The following is a 23,947-nucleotide window of genomic DNA, read 5'->3' as shown; positions in this document are numbered from 1 at the left end:
TACTACCAAACGGCTGGGGTAAATTTTAAAAAGTCATTACAGCCTTTCATACAGCCCATGCCTTAGCCCACCGGCACTGTCTATTCTGTGCTCTATGATGGAATAGAATTGATTGTCGCCAAATTCATAGTTTCTGAAAATGGCGTAGGCCACCAGGTCGGCTAATTGTATAAGCCGCGATGCCCTAGAATCAATAAATAAAGGCACTTCAGCAAAGTTTCTGAGTACACCCCAAGTATGTCCGTTTGTTCTAAAATCGGCTGCCAAATTTTGTATGGTTGTTTCATAGGTTGACTTATCGAAAATAATCAACCCCCTTTGCGAATCATTGGCTCGGTGTAAGCTTAGTAAATATTGGTCAAACCTGCTGGATAGCTGCTCAAATGCAAACTCTACCGGATCGTTGGGAGAGATGGCCGCTTTATTGATGACGCAACCAAATACACGATTAGAAACATGCGCATTTGCCAAAACACCCAGCGCTCTTTTTATAAGCTCAACTCTGGTTTCTTTGGGTATTTTCCTCCACATGTTTTTGCCACCAAACATGGGGCTGCCATGCAACTCAACAGAGCCCGGGTCAGCTGGATTTATTTCAGCAGCGATGTTGTCTAATTCAGTAGAAATCCAGAAACCTTGCCGCTCAAAAACACTGAGGCCGGCTAATACAAAATGTTGTTGTTTCGGATCGTTCGTCGAGCCTGATTCGTCGGCATACAAAAGGTGCATGGGCGTGGGTTTGCAAAAAAAAGACAGTCAAGGAGAAACCAAGTTCTCACGGACTGAAAAGTCAGGCCTCTCGACTGTAGACATCAAAATTAGCCATTTTTATTGGACAGTAGCAAGCGCCCCCATTTTATTAGGCTTTCTTTTTCCCTTTCTTCTTCCCCTCACCTGCAAATAAACCTGCGGTGTATTGGTCGTAGAGTTCGAATAAATACTCAATGCGTTTGGTTTCGCTGGTAAAGGGTTGTGGGCGGTAGCATAGGTCTACCGCTTTATCCAACGCCTGATGGGCTTTTACCAATACCGGCGGCATGGTGTTGGGGTCGTACAAATCGGCCAGCGAAGCATCGGGAAACTGTGCCCTTGCATCGAGTACCTGCTGCGCTGCGGCTTCTACGGCCTGCTTTTGCTTATCGGTGGGCGATAATGGCCAAGGAAAATTATTGTAGACGATTGTGTTTGAATAACGATAATCACTTTTAAGCCTGCCACACACTTGTTTTACCCAAGCCATATGCATTGAAGACGTTAGAACTCCAAAGTGAAATAAACTAGAATTCGGCAAGGTTATTGCGCTATCGCTAGCAATGTTTTCAGCATCTAAATATCCAATTGGGATGTATTCTCGATTTTCTGATGAGACTCGTGGTATCAACAGATAATTGGATTTAGGCTGCCTGTTTTCAATAAAAACACTTGGAAATTTTGCCCACTTAACTGTTGCAGCTTTTGTGCTAACATTTCTAAAATCTTTGACCTTTTTCAATCTTTCCAAAATCGGTGGGACCTCTTTTAATTCATTCGGGTTGATATCTTCCAACCACAAACAATATCTTTTTAAAGAGTTGATGTATTCTTCACTCCCAATATAGTTTCTTACAAACTTTAACGCCTTAGGATAATTAGATATCAATTCATTTTTTTCTACTTCACTTAAAAGTAAATTTCCACCATCAGTAGGTGAGCTACCTTTTGTCATTGCTGGAACATTACAAAGTGGATTTTTTCTTTTTTCAATGAAAACATCCTTTGCTTCAACTAGGTAAGGGTTAATATTTTTTGCGTTTACAACATCTGGTTCTCCACTAATATTTTCATACGAAAACAATTGCTTCTGTGTTTTATCATAATTTGAAAACCCGATTATCACAACGTGAACAGCAGCGTTACCTCTTGCATCATTATTCCACTTGAACGTTCTATGAGCAAAATGAATTTTTACACCATATTCTTCAACCAAAAGCTTCCATAATAGTCCTACTTGTTCGCCTTGTGTAATCGAATTTGTACTTACGAAACCTACTTTGATTTTTTGAGCATGGTTATATGCTTTTAAATATTGAGCACCTTTAAAATACCAGCCTGATACATAATCAAGTACGCCGCTTCCTTTTACTGAACCGAATAACATAGCCATGTCATTTTTCTGTTCATCATTTTGCCAAGCGTAACCATAAAAAGGCGGGTTGCCCATGATGTAATCAAACCTTGCTCCCTCTGCATCCCAAGGCATGGTTTTAATAATGCTTTGCCAGTCTATCCGCAAGGCATTACCGTGTACTATGGTAGCACTTTTGCGCAGCGGCAGACGTACATAATATTCGCCAAAGGTTTGGCTGGCCTGCAGGTTCATTTGGTGGTCCATCAGCCACATGGCTACCTGTGCTATCTGTGCCGGAAATTCTTCGTACTCTATGCCATAAAACTGGTCTACATCCAGCAAAAAATAGCTGCCTATATCGGTTACAATCTGCCCTTGCAGCAGGTCTTTTACGATGTCCATTTCCAGCAGGCGCAGCTCACGGTAGGCAATTATCAGAAAGTTGCCACAGCCACAGGCGGGGTCTAAAAAGCGCAGCTGGCTAATGCGCTGGTGCAGCTTTTTCAGTTTGTTTTTATCGTGCCTTATGTTGCCATGTTCCGCTTTCAGCTCATCCAAAAAAAGCGGCTGTATCACTTTCAATATGTTCTTTTCGCTGGTGTAGTGTGCCCCCAGGTTGCGGCGTTCTGTGGGGTCCATCACACTTTGAAAGAGAGAGCCAAAAATGGCGGGGCTTATTTTGCCCCAGTCCAGCGTACAGCATTGCAGCAGCAGGCGGCGCATACTACTGCTAAAGGCAGCCACAGGCAGGTTTTCTTCAAACAGTTTGCCATTTACATAGGGGAACTGCATTAGCTGCTCGTCCAGCGTTTTCAGGCGTTTATCGGGTGGTGTATTGAGCACCCCAAACAGGGCATGCAGGTGCATGGCCAAATCGCTGCCGTCTTCGTTGGTTTTGCGGTCTATATATTCCTGGAATATGCCCCGCTCAAAAATGCTGGTATCATCGGCAAACAGCAGAAAGAGCAACCGCACCAGATACAGCTCCAGCGGGTGCCCTTCGTACCCTATGGCTTTCAGCTCATCGTGCAGCTGGCCCATGAGCTCGGCGGCTTTAATGTTTACGGGGTCTTGGTCGGCAAAGGTTCTTTTTTGAATGCCTGCCAGCGGATAAAAAACGGTTATGTATTGCAGCAGTTGCGGCAGGGTAAAAGCTGTTTCCTGTCCATCGGCATCGTACACTTTAACATGGTAAAAGTCGGATACCATTATCAGCTCCGGCAGTTCGTGCTCTTTCAGTCCGTGGCAATATTCTTTGGCCTGTGTGTAGGCTTTGCTCAGGTCTTTGCCTTTGCTTTTCATTTCTACCAGCAGGCGGCCTTTCCATAGCAGGTCTATATAGCCGTCGGCTTCACTCAGCTTTTTCACCCGGTGCTCAAATGTGGCTACCCGCTTACGGCTGATGCCAAAAATGTTGAGAAAGTCAATCAGAAATTCTTTGGCGTCTGCTTCTTCCCGTCCTTCGGTCTGCTCCCAGTCTTTGGCAAAGGCGGTTGCCCTTGTCTTTATTTCATTCAGCGATAGGTTCATGGGTCTGTTTCGTTGGGGAATGAAAGTAGCAAAAAAGGCGGTTGGGTGGATGTTGGTTTTTTTGTGAGCAGTGCTGTGATTTGTTTCGTGTGCCACGAAACATGGCCATCGATGTGTATGTTTATGTGCCACGAAACATGGCTGGCAGTATCCATACAAAAGCCCCGGCAATACTGCCGAGGCTTTTTGCTTTTTTCCGCTACAAATTCTTTTTCACTACACACTGAAATCAGCAATGTGTCCTAAGGGTTGAAATGCGTTGCTTGAATTTATTGTTCGGTCTCTCTGGTTACGGCAGTGAGTTGCAGTTTTTTGCCTGGTGCTACAACAAGTTTCATGCCGGCTTTCAGTGTAAATGGAATGTCTAATACACAAGGCAGGTTGTTGGATGGGTCGATTACAATTTCTGTAAAGTCGGGCATTGCAGCGGCTGGCGGTATACCGTTTTTCCAGCTGGCTACGTTAGAAAAATTGCCATTACCAGTAAATACATACGCAGGGCGCAGCGGGGTGGCAAACGATGCAGAACCAATCGTAAATCGCTGTCCGTTACTCAGGTTTACCTGGCGGAAAATAACAGTATTATCATTCAGCTTTTGGCCAATGGCAGCAATACCACCTGATACACTTTGTTCATCGCTGAACAAGCCATCACCATCTGTATCTACCAGCAGGCGCAGGTTTTCGGCCTGTACGGGTCCTGGAATAGAATCAAGCGACATTACGATATCTACGTTACCTACATCACCTGTTTCGCTGGTGCGCCATACCCTGTTTAAACGGCTCACTATTTCGGCAGGAACATCATTTACGCCTACACTACTAACAGCCGCATTGTTGTGTCCCCAAAAAAACCATTCGTTTGTTTGTACATCTGAGGGGTTTTGAATTTGCAAAGTACCCATACCTCTCGAACCAAACACGGCACTATTATCGGCAGCCATACCAATACCTACTACATCATGATCGAAGTGGCCATTGGCGGCATCATCCATGGTGTATTTTTTACGGGCAGCAGGCAGGGCAATGTTGTACCGTGCAGAGAGATAGTTTTCTACCACTATTTGTTGTGCTTCACTTAATAATGCATTAAACACCAATAATTCTGCAACCTGTCCATCCCAAAATTCGCGGTGCGATGGTTGGGTATTGAGTGTATTTAAATTACCAATGGTAAAAGTTGTTTTGCCTTCTATATGGGTTACATCAGCATCGGCTGCTTGTGCTACCCCATTGAGCGAAGTGGCAATATTGTTGGGGCTGTACTGGGTTTTGAGCATGATGGATTGATTGGCCGGTACAACACCCAGCTCTTTTACCTTGCCACCACTGAGGTAGCCCAGCTTGGCAGCAATGCTTGTATTTACATGCAGCCCCGCTCCTCTTGTATAACTGCCAGAATCGTTGCCCCACATTTTACTGTACAAATTTCCGGTGCGGTGGTTGCCCACTGCATATACCGTAAGGTATGGCATTACCGAAGGGTTTATGTTGAGAGCAGCGGCATCGAGCAACTGACCATTGAACTGCAGTACTGGCTGCTGGTTGAGCAGTGCACTACTGGTTTGCTCTGGCTGGTATGCAGCATTCGTTTGTACGGCATCATGACCATTGCCTGTGAGGTCGTACAGGCGGGTTACTTTTGTACCATGTGCAGTAGCGGTGGCTACGTTATCGGCACGGTACCATGCTTTTAAAGCAGCGGCTGTTTCGTCGGTATCGGTAAACAGTGTGGTTACACCAGCATTTTGCTCAATGGTTGTGCGTGGAGGCTCACAGGTAAGTGCCAGCCAAAATTCGCCACCAGCAGTAGCGTCTACTTCAAAATAACGAAGACTATTGCCAGCACCATAGTTAGTTACCAATGGTGTAATGCTTCTGTAAAAAGATGCCTGAGCAATGTTGTTGGCGTAATCCAAATCGGCATTTGCCCCTGTGTAATGAACGATACGGATATCGGCTACGGTGCAAGTTGTTCCTCTTGCTGCATTGTATGCGGCCAAAAACTCATCTACTTCCCCGGCGGTAGCAATAAAACGAAGCTTCATATTGCCGGTGAGTTGCTGGCCACGCATATCTATAAGCCAGTTACGCATAAAGTAGGCTCCCAGCTGCTTGTCAGGATTGCCATAGAAACCATCGAACTGGCGCAGTTCATTATTTACAATACGACGACCGAATGCAATGGCTGTGAAGGTTTGTCCATTTTTCAGGATGTCGAACACAGGCTTTTGCTCAGGATCGTAAATGGTATTCCATGCAGTGCCATTTACTGGAACCGTTTTTTTCAGCGTAGAATAATCTTGATTAGTAGCATTGTCTCTTGGAGCCAGCAAATTGTTTTGCAAAAACTCATACGCACCTACATCTACGGCGTTGCCAGATGGGCGGGCTACGTTGTCTAAATCGAAATTGAAACCAAAACTTGTAATGGCTGCACCGGCATTCAATGCAGGTGAAGTAGCGGTAAGATGATAATCATGCGCAGTCAGGTTTGCAAAATTGGCCGCTGCTGCTGTAGACAGATTGATATTATTACTTTCAGTACCGCCAATGGTTGTAGGATAGTTGATATAAGGCTTGGGGTTGCTGCCAATGGAACCCGGTGCTACCACCAGATTGTTGACAAACTGTGAACCGGCTACCATTGTCTTGTTCACGTTATTTACCCGAATACCATCACGGCCCGTTTTTACAATCGTGTTGTTGATAATTCTGATACTCAAACCTGGGTCGCCTGCAAATGGCCTGTCATCTACAATGATGCCATCCTGACTGGTGGTACCAGTATTGATGAGCAGGTTGTTGTACAAATAGTTTACACCCATACCAAATACCTGAATACCGTTTCCGGTTCCGTCTTTTACAATATTGTTGTACACACGGCCATTGGTACGACCACCCAACAATATACCAGCCTGCTGGCTATTCATATTGGTACGGCCATAATTCAATACCCGGTTGTTGTAAATTTCTACACCAATTGGAGCACTGGCCACCTGAATACCATCCCAACCTGTTGAGTCAGTAATGTTATCATGAATTTTTACATTATGAATGGGCTGTACCTGAACCGTAATACTTACACCTGAACAGTCTGTAACTGTGGATGTATAGTTGGTGTTGCCAATATAAAACCCCTCTCCTTCTATATTGTGGATATAGTTATTGTACAAATCCAAATTGGCCATTGTCCAGTTGGGACCCCATGTACCGGGAGCACAATTGGCAGGATTGGTTTTCATAATAAAACCGGCCTGTGTTTTGGTCACTTCGATATGATCAACGGCGAAATTGCCAGAGCTATCACTAATGGCTACGCCGTTTGCTATCACTTTGGTTGATCCGTCTATTTTAATACCGTATTCCAGTCCTGGCATACCGGTACCACTCAAGCGGAAATATTGACTCTTAATCACCCGAAAACCGTAGCTGCCGCCATTGAAAGTACCATCGGCCTTTTGTACGGGTGTAATCTGCACCACACCGCCGCAGTTGATAATCTGTACAGGATTTTCTGGGGTACCCTTCACTCCTTCTATCGATATGTAGGGATAAACACCGGCGAGAATACAAATGCGTTCACCAGGTTTCACATTGGCAGTTTGCAGTTTTACGTAAATACCGCCATCGGCCTGTGGACGAAGAATACGATCGCAACCACAATCGCTGTAATTGCCTGCAGAGTTCACCACAATCTGTACGGTATCTGCTGTCTTAGCACTGTTGTTATCTGTAACAGTCAGTTCAAACTTGTAAGAGCCCGCTACCATATTGGTTACTGTAGCATTGGCATTGGCTGCATTGCTGAGAGTAAAAGTGGTTGGACCGTCAATCTTTTTCCAGTTATAACCAACCACATTGCCATCCAAATCGGATCCTGTGCCACGCAAAGCCACACTATTGGTTGGCAATACAATTAAGGTATCAGCGCCGGCATTGGCTACTGGTGGAATATTATTGGGGTTGTTGCTGCTCAGGTTGATGCGTTGTTTCAGCATCCACGTGTAAATGCTTTCGCCGTTTTCCTGCCATGCAGGATTGTACCAAGTATTCCAGCAGCAATGGCCGCCGACATACTGGGTATAACGGGCACTTCCGGGTACGGCAGCGTTCAGGCTATCCCGGGTAATGTCCATTTTGCGATAATCGAGGGTTCCTTCAAATCCCCACCATTTGCCGCCATTCATGGCATAATATTTCAGGTTGCTCAACGGATTATCAGGATCGGGAGCTGACATAGAAACAATAGCAGCAGGGCGACGACCGTATGTTGGAGAACCGCAGATGTAGTTATCGAAAGTCCAGCCACCCATAGAGAGACCGGTGAGGTACAACCTGCCCGGATCGATGCGCCAGCGGGCAAGAATAGAATCGATACGGGTGTTGATGGTGGCGGGTTGCGGCCAGCCTGTGGGTGGTTGTAATGAAATTACGATGGGTTTTTCCAGTTTGCCATTTACATTAAACACCATATTGTGTCCTTCAGCAATGTATTTTCCCGGGCCGTACACCAGCATTTTCGCAGGGTCCGTTCCTATTTCGCCTACACCAGAAATGAATACAATAACCGGATACTGCTTCGCAGGACTATCAAGGTAATCATTGGGCAAATGAACGTATGCGTTCCAGGAGGCAATTTTCGTAAGTGATTGGTCGCCAACCTGTGCAACAGTTTGTTGGGTTCCCAGTAGCAAAGCTACGAGTCCCAGAAAGGTGTACACTTGTACACGCAGATTCCCTGTAACGATGCTATGTAATGCTTTCGTCATTGGTTGGGTTGGTAAGTAATATGATAAATAAAGCGGAGGCCAGCCAGACCTTCAATCTCTCCGCAATCTTGCAGGCTTTTAAGAAAAGCCCGGCAAAGATTGCCTCAACCTAAAGTATCTAAACCAGATAGTTCTCTCACCCACTACAGTTTCAAACACTCGGTATAAGACAACCTTTGTGCCAAAATGTTGATTTCGGCTTTTTAACCGGGATTTTTTTTCTCTGTTTGAATCTCAAAGAGGATAACAACCGGTGTTTTTATTAAATGATTATTGCTTTTACTATGTAACTGCTACAATCCGGCTGTTATGTCTTGATAATCACTAAACTAAGTATTTTACTGTTGCAACACTATTTTTTTTATTGAATCATCAGTTTCAGCATATCCACCTTGGCTCCGGTCTGCACTTTTACATAGTACAAGCCCGGTTTCATACCCATGGCACTAAATCTGACTGCCATGCTTTCCTGATTTTTTTGCACTTGTTGCTCTTTTACAGCAGCACCACCTGCATTCAGAATTTGCAACAGCATGGTTCCTCTGTAATTGTTGTCAACTTTTACACTAAACTCACTGGTGGCGGGGTTTGGCCAAACCAGTGCTTTGCTGCTTAATGGCAGTGCTACCGCAACTGATGGTTGGGTGATTGGTTGTACGGTTGCATCATCGGCAGTACCAGTTTGTGTACTGGCTACGGCGGCTGTGGGTGCGGCGGCGTTGTCAAGGGTTATAATATCTATTACGCTTACGTTGCCAAAAGTCTGACCAGGCTTCACCTGCATATTGAATATTACTTCGGTTACACCAGTTACACCATTGATATTGATAGCATTATTGTAGTCTACATTCATTACTGAGTTAGACTCTTGTGTATAACTGGCATCTGTTGAACGCTTAATCTGGATGGTACGAACACCGTAGGTAGTGCGGGTTCCCCAAAACTTAAAGTTGTAAGTAAGTGCGGGATTGAGGCCGAATACTCTCCAGCGTCCGGTGGTAGTAGAGCTGTGTGCGAAAATGTTGTCGTTGGTAGCAGTCGCTGGATAATCACCTACGTCGCCAATGGTATTGCCACCGTTGGTACCCCAACCGGTGAGGCCAAATGTGCCATCGAGTCTTTCAATCACTTCAATACCCAAACCAGTACTATTATTGGCAGTGTCTTTAGCATTGCTGAGCTGCACACCAGCACGGCCATTGGTCATGTTGTTCCAATACTTGCCCCACTTATCCTGTGCGGTCAATTGGCCAACACTTGGCGAAGCACCACAATCAATCAAAATGCGGTTTCTTTTGGCTGTCACCTGCACTGTTGCAGCTTTTACAGTAATCAGCATTGTATCAGCTGCTTGTAAGCCATAGTTGTCGGTTACTTGTAAGCGAAGACTGTGTTGACCTTCTGCCAGGCCAGCAATACCTGCACTAAGTGTGTTGGCATTGGTAAAAGTGACTGTACCAGGGCCGCTAATCCTGGTCCAGCTATAACTACTTATTTGTCCTTCAGCATCAGTTGCGGTAGCTTGTGTGAATGTCAGGGAGTTGGCGGGCAAAGTCATGCTGACATCTGCACCGGCAAATGCAATTGGATAAGCATTTACGATCAACTGCATATCGTCGGTAGACTGGGCACCTTTATCGTCTGTTACTTTTAATTGAACCTGGTATTTGCCTGCAGGCAATGTAGCGGGAGGAACGGCCACGAGATTGGCTACAACTACCCCACTCGCTGTGTTGGTAATGGTCCATACGCTACTGATTATTGAACCATCGGCATCTGTACTAGCAGCTGAGCTCAGGCCAATGGCAGCGCCTTCAGCTACTACTTTATCAGCACCGGCTACGGCTACAGGAGGCTGGTTTACAACAATCACAACTTGTACAGTGTCTTTTGATGTTGCACCTAAATTATCTGTAACGGTAAGAACGAAGTTGAAGCTACCGGCACACAAACCACTTACGGTAGTTTGCAAAGTATTAGCTGTTGCAAAATTACATGTACTTGGTCCGGCTATTTGTAACCACTGAATAGCAGCAATGCTACCATCGGCATCGTAGGAAGAACTGCCATTGAGTGTGCAACTGCTTTGAAGTGTGCTAAACTGCTGGTCGGCACCTGCAATAGCTACTGGCAACTGGTTGATAATAATGCTAACGGTATCTTTTGCAATGGCACCTTTATTATCTGTAATAGTGAGTGAAAAACTAAAGCTTCCGGCTTTCAAACCACTAACGGTTGTTTGCAATGCGGTGGGTGCAGAAAAACTACATGCAGCAGCACCGGCAATTTGTTGCCATTGAATACTTACGATGCTACCATCAGAGTCGTAAGATGCGCCGCCATTTAAAGTAACACTGGTTGCTGGAGCATTAAGAACCTGATCGGCTCCGGCATTGGCCACAGGCGCTACATTACTAACCACATTTGAGACTACGTTGATTTTCATAGTGTCTTTGGCAGTAGTACTGGCGTAATCAGTAACCATTAATTCAATAACATAAGTACCAGCCTTCAAACCAGAAATTTTGGTTGATGCAACCGTGGCTTTGGTAAACACAGCTGTTGAAGGACCTGAAATCTGACGCCATTTCCATGCAGAGATGGCACTTTCTTTATCTGTACCGCTGCCATATAAAATAGTGGTATCTGTAGGCAACAGTACTTGCTGATCGGCGCCGGCATTGGCTTTGGGAGCTGTGTTTGGAATTACAGGACGCAAGCCTCTCTTCTGACGCAACATCCATTCATAAATGCTTTCACCGTTCTCTCTCCACTCAGGATTGTACCACGTATTCCAGCAACAGTGTGTGCCTACATATTTTGTATAGCGGGCAGTACCGGCACGGGCATTGTTCAAAGAGTCTCTGGTCAAATCCATTTTACGGTAGTCTTGAGTGCCTTCAAAACCCCACCATACACCACCTTGATATGCATAGTGACGCAGGTTAATCAATGGGAAATCCGGATCGGGAGCAGACATAGATACAATGGCTGCAGGCCGCTTGGCATACGCTTCGCCACCAGAAATATAGTTGTCACAACTCCAGCCGCCCATTGACAGACCTGTCATGTACAAACGGTCTACATCAATACGCCAGCGTTTCATTACGGAGTCGATGTATTTATTCATGGTAAGTGCAGATGGCCAACCTTTATCGGGCTGCAACGAAATCACAATGGGTGTTTCGAGTTTACCATCCACCATAAACTCCATTTTATGGCCTTTGGAAATGTAGTAGCCGGGGCCATACTTCAATACTGCAGCTGCATTGGTACCTACTTCGCCTACACCGGGTATAAACACGATGGCGGGATAAGATTTACCAGAAGTAGCATAGTCTGAGGGGAGATGCACGTAAGCGTTCCAGGCGCCAACTTTTGTCAGCGTTTGATCGCCAACCTGAGCAAAAACAGTTAAACGAACTGCACCGATGAACAGTAAGCCTACGAGGATCACATGCCTCCAAAGAAATCTAGGTAATACAATTGTGGTAGCCATTGTATTAATATTTTTTAAGGTGTTATAATCTTTAGCTGCTACGTTTTCTGAAGCAACAGCCTGTCGCTGGGAGGAGGGAAAAGTTGACAGACCAAACAGCTCAGCCATTTTGTACACAACGGCGCTGTGGCAACGGATCATAAAACTCTTGGAGAAATGTGCGAAGTATTACTTGAAACTGCCGATAGGTTTCTTTCGAAACTGCATCAACATAAGGTGGGTGAGAGAGCCTTATTTTCAGATGTAAAAGTAGAAAGGCGGGAGAAGACGAATGGTAGCCGCTGATGGGAATCACTTGTCCTTTTACCAACTACAAACTGTGGTAGTAAGCAGTACACAAGAACCTGATTGAAATCAGCATTCATCCTGAGCAATGTTCTTATCGGCAATTTATAATTTGACAATAATCAAACTCCATTATTGTTATATTGCTTTGCGAAGCACTCTTAAAACACACCAATCTGTGAAAAGACTTGTCCTCTTTGATTTTGATGGCACTATTACTACCAAGGATACAATGCTGGATTTGGCTAAATTCTATGCAGGTTATTTTCGTTACTATATTATCATGCTGGTTATTAGCCCGCTGCTACTGTGCATGAAGTTGAAACTGGTAAGCAACAGCTTCACTAAAGAAATTTTTCTGGGTTTGTTTTTTGGAGGAATGAACGAGCTTGAGTTTATGCAGCTCTGTCAACGATATTCTTCACAGCAGCTCCCAAGTTTGATTCGGCCAAAAGCCTTGGCCGAAATACAAATGCATCAACACCAAGGCGCAACAGTTGTGGTTGTATCCGCTTCTGCAAAGCACTGGCTGATTGATTGGTGCGATCAACAACATCTACCCTTACTCTCTACTCAGCTGGAAATAATAGACGGAAAACTAACCGGCAAACTAAAAGGGCCCAACTGTAACGGGCCAGAAAAAGTTAACCGCATAAAAGCAGCTTACAATCTTTCTGCATTCGAGAAAATAATTGCCTACGGCGATAGCAGTGGCGATAAAGAAATGTTTGCCATCAGCCACGAACATTATTTTAAACCTTTCCGAAATGAATAATGCTACATCTTCATTTTCTTGAATACAAATTCAGGAACGCATTTGATGATGAGCATGATGTAACGCCAAAACCATTTCACATAAATGGTATTTTTCTTTTTGTCTACAGCATGTACAACTGCCTTTGCTACCTGCATGGGCGAAGCAGTGAGCAATGGCGGCAGTATTAATCCATCCGTCATTTTTGTTTTAATAAAGCCAGGCTTCACCGTTACCACGTGTACCGATTTATGAAAAAGCCAGTTGCGCAATCCATCGAGGTATACAGAAAAACCCGCTTTGGCACTGCCATATAAGAAATTGCTTTGACGGCCACGTTCGCCGGCAACTGAGCTAATACCAACAATAGTACCACTCCCCCGCTCTGCCATACGAATGGCAATGGCATTGCATACGGCCACAGCACCGGTATAATTCACGGCTATTGTTTTCTCTGCCTCGGGCCAATGCTGCATTGATTGCTCGTTAGTATCGAGATAGCCGAATACACACACTGCCACATCGGCCAACGGTTGCACCTGACTAAAGGTTGCAGAGGATGCTGCGAAATCAGCTGCATCAAATACAACCGAAGAGCACTCCACTCGATAGCGAATTTCAATGTCTTTTTGAATGGCTTGCAGTTGTGCAGGATTGCGGGCAGCCAGCTGTATGCTGTAACCTTTGGCAGCATAAGCTTGTGCAATGGCCTGCGCAACATCGGAGCCGGCACCTAATATTAAAACCGTTGGCATAAGTATTCTTTGCTATTGTGGAGTGAGTTGTAAACGATCGGACAGCAATGAGTGCACCACTTGCTGACCGTTGTATTTTTGAATGGTTTGTTTAAACTCCTGCAACCGGGGATAAGATTGCTGAAAGGTATGTGCTTTCATTCTGGCATCTTTCGACAGGTAAATTCTGCCGCCGTATTCCAACACCAGCTTGTCCATTTCATCCAAAAATTCGAACAGGCCATTGCGAATGGGTATATCCAATGCCAACGTAAATCCTTCCATCGGAAAACCAATCATCGTGTCTTGCTTGCCAAACACTTTGAGCACTGCCAGAAAAGAGGCAAAACCTCTTTCTGTAATGCGGTGCAAAATATTGGCCAACCCTTCTTTCTGATTCAGCGGCAGCACAAACTGGTATTGCACAAATCCTTTGCGTCCATACATTTTGTTCCATTCATCTATCACATCCAATGGATAAAAGAATGGTTCGTATGGCACCACATTATTGATTTCTTTCTTGGTGTTTTTGAGGTAAAACAAAAAGTTGAAAATGCCAATGCTCAGTTTATTCAAAAAGATGGAAGGCAGATACACGGGAAAACGAAACAGCGTTTTATTCACCACTTTCAATGGCTGTTGCTGCTGTGCCAGCGTAAGCTCACTGAGCTGTGCATGCTCGCCAAGCATCAAAATGCTGCGGCCAAAACCTTTCCCTTTTTTCAGACAGTCAATCCATGCTACGCTGTACGTGTAATCTTTATATTCTTCAAACAGCCGAATGATTTCATCGAGGTTGGCTGCTTTAATCTGCTTTTGTTTGATGTAAGAAGTTTCAATTTTCTTCAGGCGAAATTTTACTCTTGATATCAAACCAGTAAGGCCCATGCCGCCACAGGTGGCCCAAAACAAATCGGCATGTGCATCGGGGCTGCACACAATCAATTCGCCACCAGGCAGTATCACATCCATATCTACAATATGGTTGGAAAAAGAGCCATCCACATGGTGATTTTTTCCATGCACATCGGAGCCTACAGCACCACCAATGGTAATGAGTTTGGTACCGGGTGTAACAGGCAAAAACCAGCCCTTGGGTACTATCACTTCCAACACCTGATCGAGTGTAACGCCAGATTCACAATCGAGAATACCATTCAATGTATCAAACGAAATGAAGCGGTTTAGTTTGGTGGTGGTAATAACAGTTGGTGCCAGCGACGCATCGCCATAGCAGCGGCCATTGCCCCTGGGAATCCAGTCTTTTTTTTCTGCAGCCAATGCTTGCAGCTGGTCTCTGAATGCGGGTTGATACTCATCGGCATGTTCAACCGGGTAATTGCCCCAGTTGGTGATATTGCGTTTCATACTCACGGTCTCCTATGATGCATGCAGGCGTGCATGCTGTATATTTTCATCACTGCAAAAGCGTTGCTTTTGTAATGTGGTAAGGGTTATTCAAAAAACGTGATGGTACTCTTAAGGTATACCAAAAAGTAAAACGAGGCACCCCAAAGTGCCATGCATATTTGCAAAAAACGATCGCCGATAAAAATGCGGGTTGGCGAACCCGAACGCTCCAATACAAATACAATTTGCAAATACCGCAGTATGCCCACCAGCACAAACAAGCAGGTATAATACAAGCGATAGGTGCCCATGCGTTGTATTACTTCGGGGCTCATGGTGTACATGAAATACGCTACCACAATGACGGCACACACCAGCGACAAACTCACGTTTAAAAAATCGAGGTTATAGCCTTTGATACTTTTGCGCATATCTGTACCCGACTTCAGTTTCAGCAAAACATCATCCCGACGCTTACCAATGGCCATAAACAGCGCCAGCAAAAACACCATGATGATAAGCCACTCTGAAATGGGAACAACAGTAATAATGGAACCACCTTTTACCCGAAACACAAAGCCCACGGCAATGATAACAATGTCGAGTATCGGGATGTTTTTTAACCCTAATGAATACCCCACGTTGAGCAAAAAGTAAATACCCAACACAAACAAGAATTTCATTTTGGGATTGGCCATGTATGCCAATGCAAAACCTGCAATAAGCAGCAGCGCCGCAATGGCCAATGCCATCGCAGGTTGAATGAGCCCCGCAGCCAACGGCCGCTTACACTTGGTAGGATGCTTGCGGTCATCTTCACGGTCGCGGTAATCATTGAGGATATAAATGGTGCTGGCCACAAAGGAGAAGGCAAAAAAGCCCGGCACCAGCATCAGCAGTTTTTCTGTGTTGAACATTTCGCCGGCAAAAAACAGCGGTATCAACAGAAATAAATTCTTGACCCACTCTTTAGGGCGTAGCAGTTGGATGTATTTCATCTGCAATAAAGGTTAGTACCCGAAAACTGCCGGAAACATACAGCTTGGGTGTGTAAGTGCTTGGTTTAAGTGTATGTGTAAAGGTAACGGCATCATGTAAATAAATCATGAATAAGCGATTGTTTTTCAGTATATCTACCCAAAGCAAAAGACCTTTTGCCTTCCATCAAAACCAAACACGCTGCGTATAGGTTTACTGAATATTTTTACGCCCTATACCCTCCTAGCCATGCAACCAACCAAACTACAACGACTCCTTTTCACTTCCGACATCCTCATCATTATTGCCTTTGCATTGGTGCCGCTTTTCAGCACTTTTCCGTATCGGGTCAATATCTTCCTGTCTTGGGAAGGCGCTTACCGCATTTCGCAGGGCCAAACACCGTTTCAAGATTTTGGCCTGCCCATGGGCTATATGTTTTGGGTGGTACCTGCATTCTTTTTCAAAATATTCGGCCCCAGCCTGGTCACATTGGTAAAGGCACAAGTCTTCATCAACATTCTGTCTGGCTTGGCTTTCAGGAGCATGCTCAAATCACTTCAGGTGCAGCCCGGACTCAGGCTGGCCGGCGTATTGCTCTTTTGTTTGTCATTTTCTTTTTTCAATTTTTGGCCCTGGTACAACCACACAGTCATCGTGTATGAATTTGTAGCATTGGCCCTTTTACTTAAAGCCATCACGAGCCAAAACAAACTCCGTTTGCTGTGGTTTGCGGCTGGTGGTGCTTTCCTGTTCATCAGCTTTTTTACCAAGCAAGATGGTGGCGGCATGGCCATTGTGATTGGCCTCGCATTGATTGGCTACGCCAGTATTGCCGATAAAAAATGGTGGTACCTGCCCGCAGCGTTGGCCGGTACAGCATTGGCAGCCGCCTTTTTCTTACTGCCCCTGCGGGGAACCGATTTTGGCTACTGGTTCAATCATGGCCAGCCACCGCACAACTCCCGGTTGTCGGCGTTTGATATTGTAGATGAATTCTTCACTAATTCGCAGTGGATTAAGTTTTACCTGTTCATCATTTTACTACTCATGCTGCCCCGTCTGCTAAAATGGAAACAACTGTGGGCCGATAAAATGATGATGCTGTTTTTCCTGCTTACTGTGGGCATTTTGGCCGAAGCCAGCATCTTTCAAATCACCAGTTACACGCCACCCGACAACAATATTTTCTTTCACAGTTTTGCTGCTGTTTTCATTTTGCAATTGTTGGGCCAGCGCATGGCCGACCTCAATTTCAATTCAATTAAAACTATTACTGTGGTAATGGCCGGCATGCTGCTTTGGTGGAGCGGCACGTATTGGAAATACATCAACCGCATTGTAAGCAGGGCCAATAGTGGAGAGCAAACAGCCGCTGCCGCCGTGGGCAGAAACACGTACATGATTAAGTCGGACTCATCAGATGTACCCATGAGTAAATGGATTTTTTCGAACAGAAAAGGCTTTGAAAAAATTTACATGCCGCCTTCAACTGTTGAAGGAATTGAACGAGTGATGATGATGGATGCGGTAACCAAACCTACTGACAAACCTCGTCGTATTCTCAACTTTACAGAACTGACACCGCTCATTTTGGAAATGAAATACGAACAAGACCGCGGCATTCATATTCCACTGTGGCACCACCGTGGCGTAGCCATGTTCGACAGAGAAACCAAGCTGTACACCGACCGTGTACACAATAAATACTACGATTTGGTTTTGTTTGAATACATGCCAAAGCTCAACAACTTCTTTCCATTTGAAGTACGTGACTCACTGCTGACCAACTATGAACTGGTAGATTCGTTTCATGCGCCACGCCGCCCGACTGATACCTGGATTGAAGTGTTTGTACCAAAGCATGCCGCCAAAGACAGCAGCGCTACTTCCCCTTTACAATAACAGCAAACTTGTCTTTCCATTTCAGGAACCAGCTTTCAAACCAATGGTAAGAAGCAATGCTGATGGCGAGGCTCAATGCCAGTGCCAGCAACATTTCTGCAAATGAAATACCCGGGCTGCGGCGGTCGAGGTGCAGTTTGTCAAATACCACACCAGCTGCAATAATGCCTACAAAATGCAGGCAGTACAAGCCATACGTGTACACGCCCAATTTTGAAATGCGTTTCAAGGATTGCATTTTGAACAGCGAATGTTTGCTGTAGTTCTGCTCCATAATAATGGCGCCAAACACAATAGCAATAATCAGGCGTTCAAAAACCAGCACCACAGGAATGGGTGGCAGTATGTCTTTTTTGAAAAATAAAATAGCAAAAGCCATTACATAAATACCGGCGATTACCCGTTTGGGTAAGGCTTCCCAAAACTGCATAAAGCGTTTGCTGAAAACGGCACCGTAGGCCAACAGTCCACCCCAGGCCATATCGCCAATCACAGCAAATGTGTGGAAGTAACGTACACCGTAATCATGCTCATCATTGTTGGTGTAAAAGCTGCGGAAAATGAGTGTGCCAATAATGATACCCACCATTAGTACCGGCAGCAACCGTAGCTTGATAAACCGAACCAAAACCGGCCAGCTCAGGTAAAACTGTTCTTCTACTGCTACTGACCAAAGCACAGAAAGAATCAATGCATCTGGCACTACGGGCCAGCTGTGCATGAAGTCGAAGTTGTTGGCCAAGAGTACATAGTACCAGATATTGGCTACTTCATCGGGCTGGCCACCCAAGGCTATTTTTATTTGTGGAAACACCACAAAGCCTAAAAAAATACAGGCATAAAACAAGGGCCAGATGCGCAAAATACGCCGCACATAAAACTTGCCCACGTTGATATCGCCGGCAAATTCCTTTTCTTTTATCAGCAAATAAGTAATGAGAAAACCGCTGAGTACAAAAAAGAAATTCACCCCAAGATTACCATTCTGAAACAGCCCATTGGTGAGGTCATACCATTGCGTACCCTTCAGGTTGCTGAAAATGGTTTTATTGCTATGAAACAAAAACACAACAAAGAAGGAGAAGAAACGCAGGCCATCCAGGTTGGGAAAAAAGATTTGCGGTTTCTTTTGTGCGGTAGCATTGCTCATATGTGTGCAGTAGAAATTAACGCAAGCCTTTAATTACGTCATCCAACGGAACGAGGATGTATTTTTCAATTTCGATACGGGCAATTTCACGGTTGCGTTGGGTATTGATTTTCTTCGTCATTTCCTCGTTGTACTTTTTCAATGCATCATTGTACGCATCTTCAGTAGCAGCACCGTTTTCAAAGTCGCTTTCTACTTTTAAAAAGTTGAGGTATTCGGCAGAAGTCGATTTGGTTTGTACATCCAACAGTGCTGAATACATCAAAAAATCTTCATAGTTTTTCAGGATGATGGCCTTGATTTCGCCATAGGTTTTTGAACGTTCCGCATGTGCAATGGCTACATTTTGCTCGGCCACCCGAATGTCTTTTGCCCGTGTAAACATCACACCCAGCGGCAATTGCAAACCGATATTGTACCGCGGAAAAAGGTTGGCCTGATTTTGTGTTGGCTGACTTCCTTTGATAGAAAATTCATTGAGGTTACCCGTCACAATCAGCTGGTTCATGATGGTGCGTTTGGAACGCTGCAATTGTTGCTGTGCGATGATTTCATTGCGGTCGGCAATTTCCATATCGGGGCCGGGCAGTGCCAGTTCTATCAATCGCTGACGGATGTCTTTGATAGTAGAATCAGGTCTCATTTGGGGTGATTGTGCAACAGCCGCTACACTGCTCAGCAACAATGCAATCATCAGGCAGCTATACTTTCCGGGTTTCATAAGCGTGGAGATTTGTTTTAAAAGTAGGTAATCGGGCTTTACTGTTCTTCTTCCTCCCAGGCAATGTTGGGGTCATCAAACTGTTTGAGTCGTCCAATGACGGCCATCAGCGCAAAGAAAAATAAGATGCCGGGCATTTGGCCAATGGCTATTTGTCCGTAGTGGGCTACAATTTGCGCAAACAATGCCGCCGCCATGGCGCAGTACAATGCTTTGATGGTAGGATTTCTTGACCGGTAATAATGATGCACACATTGTTGCATCATCACAAAGTACAACAGGCACAAAATAACCAGGCCTATCCAGCCAGCTTCCAAGGCAAATTTGAGGTAGCCGCTGTCGGTAGGAAAGCCAGCCAGTTCATGCCCGGGATTGTATCGTTCGCCTTCTACCCCATTCGTAGCCAATCCGCCACCCATGGGATGCGACAGCATGTATGGCCGAATTAATTCTCTGTTTTCATCCCGCACTTTCAGCGATGCATCGTTGGTGCCATTCATGAGGGTACGAACCCGGTTGATGGCGGCATTATTGACTGGCCCAAATAAGATAAACGCCAATGCCAACAATGAAACCCCGGTAAAAATGAGTGTTCGTTTCTGCTGAAAATTCATGAGGATGTAAATAGCGACACCAATTGCAAAAACGATGTACGATGTACGGGTGCCAGAATACACGGCGCCTAAAACCATGGCCACACATGCAAAGTACAACCAGCGTTTGTATGCTGCAAAAGGTTTGAACTGTGATAATACCAATGCAATAACGGCAGTATAACCCAACAAAATACCACTGGCAGCAGGGTCGCTTAAAAATGACATTTTACGGAACATGCCACCCTGATAATAGAGTTTCACTTTGTGCGGATCACTCATGAGCCAACGGGTTTCGAAACCAAAAAAATCGAACCACTGCTGTTTGCAGGCATAGAGCCCAGCCAGCACACACATGATGAGCCAGAACTTAAAAAAGCGAACAATTTTGGGCAAATCGTCGAGCAACAAATAAGCGATGTAATAAATAAGCAGAAAGGCGAGTACTTTCCGATAATAGAAAATAAGCCCGGACATGCTGCGCATATTGGGATTGAAAAACTCAACGAGTAAATACGCAGTGTAGATGATGAGCATGATGCTTACCGGCTGCCGTACAAAACCATCTATCTTTTGCTGCTGCACTTTTTTGCGTAGCAAAGCACTCATGAGTACCAGTACCGTTAATAATTCGGCGCCAATACCCACTGGTAAATCTGTTCCCAATACACGCCCCGGCATAAACATGATGAACGTGTAGGCAAATAGCGCATAAAAACCAAAGTAAGGATTGCCCAATACAGCCAATACGAAACCAATACCCAATGGCGCTGCTGCTACAGCCATTGCCAGCACCAGTTGGTTGGATGCCACCAGAAAAGCCACCACAGCTGTAATGGCAATTAAAACTGCTTTACCGATGAGGGTATCAATCCATGCTTTGTATGTATTTGATGCCAGTCTCATACTTTAGAAAAACAACACTTTCATGAAAATAAATAACATGGCCACTGCAATCATGGTGGTAAGAATTACTTCCAGTATGCGATCATTTGTGCTGTTACGTTGTGCCATATGCTTCTATTAAATTCCTGCTTTTTGCATCGCATTAAACATAGCAGCAATGGAAGCAGCCCATGTATGCGACAAAGCAAAGGCTTTTCGATTTGCTTGCATGGCGGCATCACCCGGCTGTTGTAAATATGCGTTGATTGCCGCTGCAAAATCTTCTTGGCTTTCCGCTGTTTTTACATAGGGTTCAAACATTTCCATAGCTACAGTTTTGGTGGCTACAATATCTTTTCCCAATGCCAGATACTCATCTATTTTTCTGGGATAATTGCCAATAGTGAGTTCATTAAGCACCTGTGGATTGATACACACATCAAAATGCTGTATATAGGCATACAAGGATGCAGCAGGCTTAGTACCCAAGAAATGCACGTTCGGCAATTGATGCAGTATGCTGTTGCGAAATGCCTCATCTTCCGGCCCCACCAATACCAACGATGCCTTTACATGTTGAGCTACATGCTCCAGCAATTCTATCCCCAACCTTGATTGTATCAATGCGCCTGTATAGCCAATGATTGGCTTAGCAATGCCGGCCAAATCTTCCGGACAAGGCAATGATTCAGTCTGCAAGCCACTAAAATCACAACCCTGACCAATATCGTAGCTATGCTGATTGTTTTGCTTGCCGTAATCGGACAAATACTTTGAATTGGCTACTACACAATTGGCTTTGGCCATGAGAGCAGGTTCCAGTCTTTTACCATGCTTACTGAAATACGGCTGTGCATTCAGATAATCACGGATATAGTAAATCGTGGCTTTCACCGGCAGCAATTCATGAAGGTATTGTCCTCGAAAAAAATCATTATCGATGAGTAAGTACGGTTGCTGAAAATGTAGCTGCTGCATTCCTTTTTCAATATCTGCAGCAAGGCGCTGGTTGTTTCGTTTATTGAACCAGTCAAACAAACCTGCATGTCCAATCCAGTTGATGGATTCAAGAATAACAGTTGGTGTCAATACAAACAGGTTGGGTTGTACTTCCTCAATCAACAGGCTTCCAGATGCACGAACTTTTTTCCGTTGAATAATCTTTGCATCCTTTCGCTGGCGAATAGCAGAAATACGATCGAGTGCCCGGTTGATGTACAACACCGGGTACTGCTTCGACAATTCCTCCGCCATGTTTTTGAAATTGCTGCCAATTTCAATATCCCAAGGCTGCAGGCCCATCATTACAAAGCTGGTATGTTGGTTGGTTGTACTCATTTTGCCCAAGCCAGTTTAGTTTTTGCAATGCCCAACAAATATTGGTATGCATATATCATTTGCATGAATATCCGAGGTATTGATACATCAAACAAACGACGCATGATTAGCTGATTGATGATAAACACAAATGTATGAGCCGTTAGCACACCATAAGCAGCGCCTTTCAATCCAACGGAGCTGATGAACAAGTAACAGGCAATCACACTCACGGTCATCAGCACCATCATCATGGTCATATTGATGTGTGGCTTTCCTGTTGAATCGAGCAGCGTACCAAACTGCCGCAAAAAAGGCATGAAAAAACTCACACATACACAAAGCTGCAACAACTGCGTATAGCTGGTGTATTTTTCGCCGCCAATGAGGTATAAGAAAATTCCGGGCACTGCAATCACACACAATGCAGCAGGAATAACAATGGCCAGCCCAATGCCAACAGCACGTTCATACAAAGCACCTACTTCATTGTTTCCACCACCGGCATGCAGTGCTGCAGATTTGGGGAACAACACATCGGCCAATACCTGCGAAGGAATGTCGATAATATTGGTAAGCCTGGCACAAATACTTAATGGAGCAACCATCGCCGAAGAAATCAGCATAGAAGTCATGAAGTGGTCGGTGGTTCTGAACACAGAAGACGCAGCATTTGTACCCACAACATATTTACTGTAGTGTACAAACTTACTCACCCAAGCGGCATCCCAATGCCAGCGAAACCGGAACACACTATTGTGCTTCCACAGAATAAATATTGCCGATGCAAAGATGCCGGCGTTGTATGCCCAAACCAGTGCAGAGCCCGACATATCTAACCATCCGAAAGCCAGTAAAACAACGATGCTCAACGCCACTACCTGACGGATGAACAATGCATGAAATACCGGTTTGAAATTGGGATATACAGCCATGCGCCATTCAAAATAGGTGCTTACTCCTATGAGTATATTTCCGGGAATAAACCACAGCAACATTTCATTGAGGCCGGCTGCATGCAGCGGGGCTTCGATATTGAATAATGCCAGCAGCACCAATGCCACACTGGAGAGGCTTGTGATAAAAACATTGAGCCACATGGCGGCTGAATAAACGGCATCTTTTTCATCGGCTTTTGCTACATGGTAAAAGCGAATAAGGGCATTACGCACCATGCTTTGCCTGATGATTTCTATAATAGAACTGATGAGTAAAAATTGCGCCCATGTACCCAAAGAAGATTCGGTGAGTACTCTGGTAAGAATAACCGTACTGGCAATACCGAACACCAATGTACTGGCCTTAATGAGGGCGCTGTACAATCCTGCTTTGAGTGTAGAGCTGGCGGTATGTGTATTGCTTGCCAT

At 44.9% G+C, this 23,947-nt stretch carries 15 protein-coding genes and 1 pseudogene; 3 read left to right on the top strand and 13 right to left on the bottom strand.

Annotated features, from left to right (window positions below; genetic code table 11):
* Window positions 1-36: 36 nt before the first annotated feature.
* The 4 genes from V7Q13_RS02595 to V7Q13_RS02580 form a co-directional block, all read right to left on the bottom strand.
* Window positions 37-720: a DUF3800 domain-containing protein gene (locus tag V7Q13_RS02595; protein WP_333799124.1), complete on the bottom strand. Its 684-nt coding sequence runs from the start codon at window positions 718-720 to the stop codon at window positions 37-39.
* Window positions 721-859: 139 nt separating this feature from the next.
* A complete protein-coding gene (locus V7Q13_RS02590) occupies window positions 860-3,637 on the bottom strand; it encodes a DNA methyltransferase (protein ID WP_333799123.1) in 2,778 nt (925 codons plus the stop codon).
* Window positions 3,638-3,906: 269 nt separating this feature from the next.
* Window positions 3,907-8,409: a PKD domain-containing protein gene (locus tag V7Q13_RS02585; RefSeq protein WP_333799122.1), complete on the bottom strand. Its 4,503-nt coding sequence runs from the start codon at window positions 8,407-8,409 to the stop codon at window positions 3,907-3,909.
* A gap of 361 nt (window positions 8,410-8,770) precedes the next feature.
* Complete coding sequence (locus V7Q13_RS02580; protein ID WP_333799121.1) at window positions 8,771-11,908, bottom strand: PKD domain-containing protein; 3,138 nt, start codon at window positions 11,906-11,908, stop codon at window positions 8,771-8,773.
* Window positions 11,909-12,305: 397 nt separating this feature from the next.
* On the opposite strand from V7Q13_RS02580, the gene V7Q13_RS02575 reads away from it, so the two are divergent.
* On the top strand, window positions 12,306-12,968 hold the full coding sequence (locus V7Q13_RS02575; protein ID WP_333799120.1) for an HAD family hydrolase: 663 nt from the start codon (window positions 12,306-12,308) through the stop codon (window positions 12,966-12,968).
* A 2-nt stretch (window positions 12,969-12,970) separates the two neighbouring features.
* Here the strand turns inward: V7Q13_RS02575 and V7Q13_RS02570 are convergent, their stop codons facing one another.
* Complete coding sequence (locus tag V7Q13_RS02570; RefSeq protein WP_333799119.1) at window positions 12,971-13,702, bottom strand: SDR family oxidoreductase; 732 nt, start codon at window positions 13,700-13,702, stop codon at window positions 12,971-12,973.
* A gap of 129 nt (window positions 13,703-13,831) precedes the next feature.
* Between V7Q13_RS02570 and V7Q13_RS17400 the strand changes: the two genes are divergently transcribed.
* On the top strand, window positions 13,832-14,548 hold the full coding sequence (locus V7Q13_RS17400; protein ID WP_442958251.1) for a YfmQ family protein: 717 nt from the start codon (window positions 13,832-13,834) through the stop codon (window positions 14,546-14,548).
* Window positions 14,549-14,623: 75 nt separating this feature from the next.
* On the opposite strand, the pseudogene V7Q13_RS17395 reads toward V7Q13_RS17400, so the two are convergent.
* From V7Q13_RS17395 to V7Q13_RS02555, 3 genes and pseudogenes are all read right to left on the bottom strand, one after another.
* Window positions 14,624-15,049 (bottom strand): annotated as a pseudogene (locus V7Q13_RS17395) (FAD-binding oxidoreductase); the annotation flags it as partial.
* Between the two features lie 86 nt (window positions 15,050-15,135).
* Window positions 15,136-16,029, bottom strand: coding sequence for a decaprenyl-phosphate phosphoribosyltransferase (locus tag V7Q13_RS02560; RefSeq protein WP_333799117.1), 894 nt, complete (start codon window positions 16,027-16,029; stop codon window positions 15,136-15,138).
* Window positions 16,001-16,138, bottom strand: coding sequence for a hypothetical protein (locus tag V7Q13_RS02555; RefSeq protein ID WP_157478312.1), 138 nt, complete (start codon window positions 16,136-16,138; stop codon window positions 16,001-16,003). The genes V7Q13_RS02560 and V7Q13_RS02555 overlap by 29 nt, the downstream gene beginning before the upstream one ends.
* Before the next feature lie 120 nt (window positions 16,139-16,258).
* Between V7Q13_RS02555 and V7Q13_RS02550 the strand changes: the two genes are divergently transcribed.
* Window positions 16,259-17,914, top strand: a complete 1,656-nt coding sequence (locus V7Q13_RS02550) for a hypothetical protein (protein ID WP_333799116.1) — start codon at window positions 16,259-16,261, stop codon at window positions 17,912-17,914.
* Here the strand turns inward: V7Q13_RS02550 and V7Q13_RS02545 are convergent.
* The 5 genes from V7Q13_RS02545 to V7Q13_RS02525 all read right to left on the bottom strand — a co-directional run bounded on the left by V7Q13_RS02545 (window position 17,895) and on the right by V7Q13_RS02525 (window position 23,947).
* Entirely contained in the window at window positions 17,895-19,064 is a 1,170-nt protein-coding gene (locus V7Q13_RS02545; protein ID WP_333799115.1) for an acyltransferase family protein, read from the bottom strand. The two genes, V7Q13_RS02550 and V7Q13_RS02545, sit on opposite strands and share 20 nt — an antisense overlap.
* 16 nt (window positions 19,065-19,080) lie before the next feature.
* A complete protein-coding gene (locus V7Q13_RS02540; protein WP_157478306.1) occupies window positions 19,081-19,785 on the bottom strand; it encodes a TolC family protein in 705 nt (234 codons plus the stop codon).
* A gap of 38 nt (window positions 19,786-19,823) precedes the next feature.
* Entirely contained in the window at window positions 19,824-21,284 is a 1,461-nt protein-coding gene (locus V7Q13_RS02535) for an O-antigen ligase family protein (protein WP_333799114.1), read from the bottom strand.
* 117 nt (window positions 21,285-21,401) lie between these two features.
* Window positions 21,402-22,601, bottom strand: a complete 1,200-nt coding sequence (locus V7Q13_RS02530) for a glycosyltransferase (protein WP_333799113.1) — start codon at window positions 22,599-22,601, stop codon at window positions 21,402-21,404.
* A complete protein-coding gene (locus tag V7Q13_RS02525) occupies window positions 22,598-23,947 on the bottom strand; it encodes a lipopolysaccharide biosynthesis protein (protein ID WP_333799112.1) in 1,350 nt (449 codons plus the stop codon). The genes V7Q13_RS02530 and V7Q13_RS02525 overlap by 4 nt, the downstream gene beginning before the upstream one ends.

The organism is Phnomibacter sp. (genome assembly GCF_036803085.1).
Taxonomy (GTDB): Bacteria; Bacteroidota; Bacteroidia; order Chitinophagales; family Chitinophagaceae; genus Phnomibacter.
This window is presented reverse-complemented; position numbering and strand designations above follow the sequence as displayed.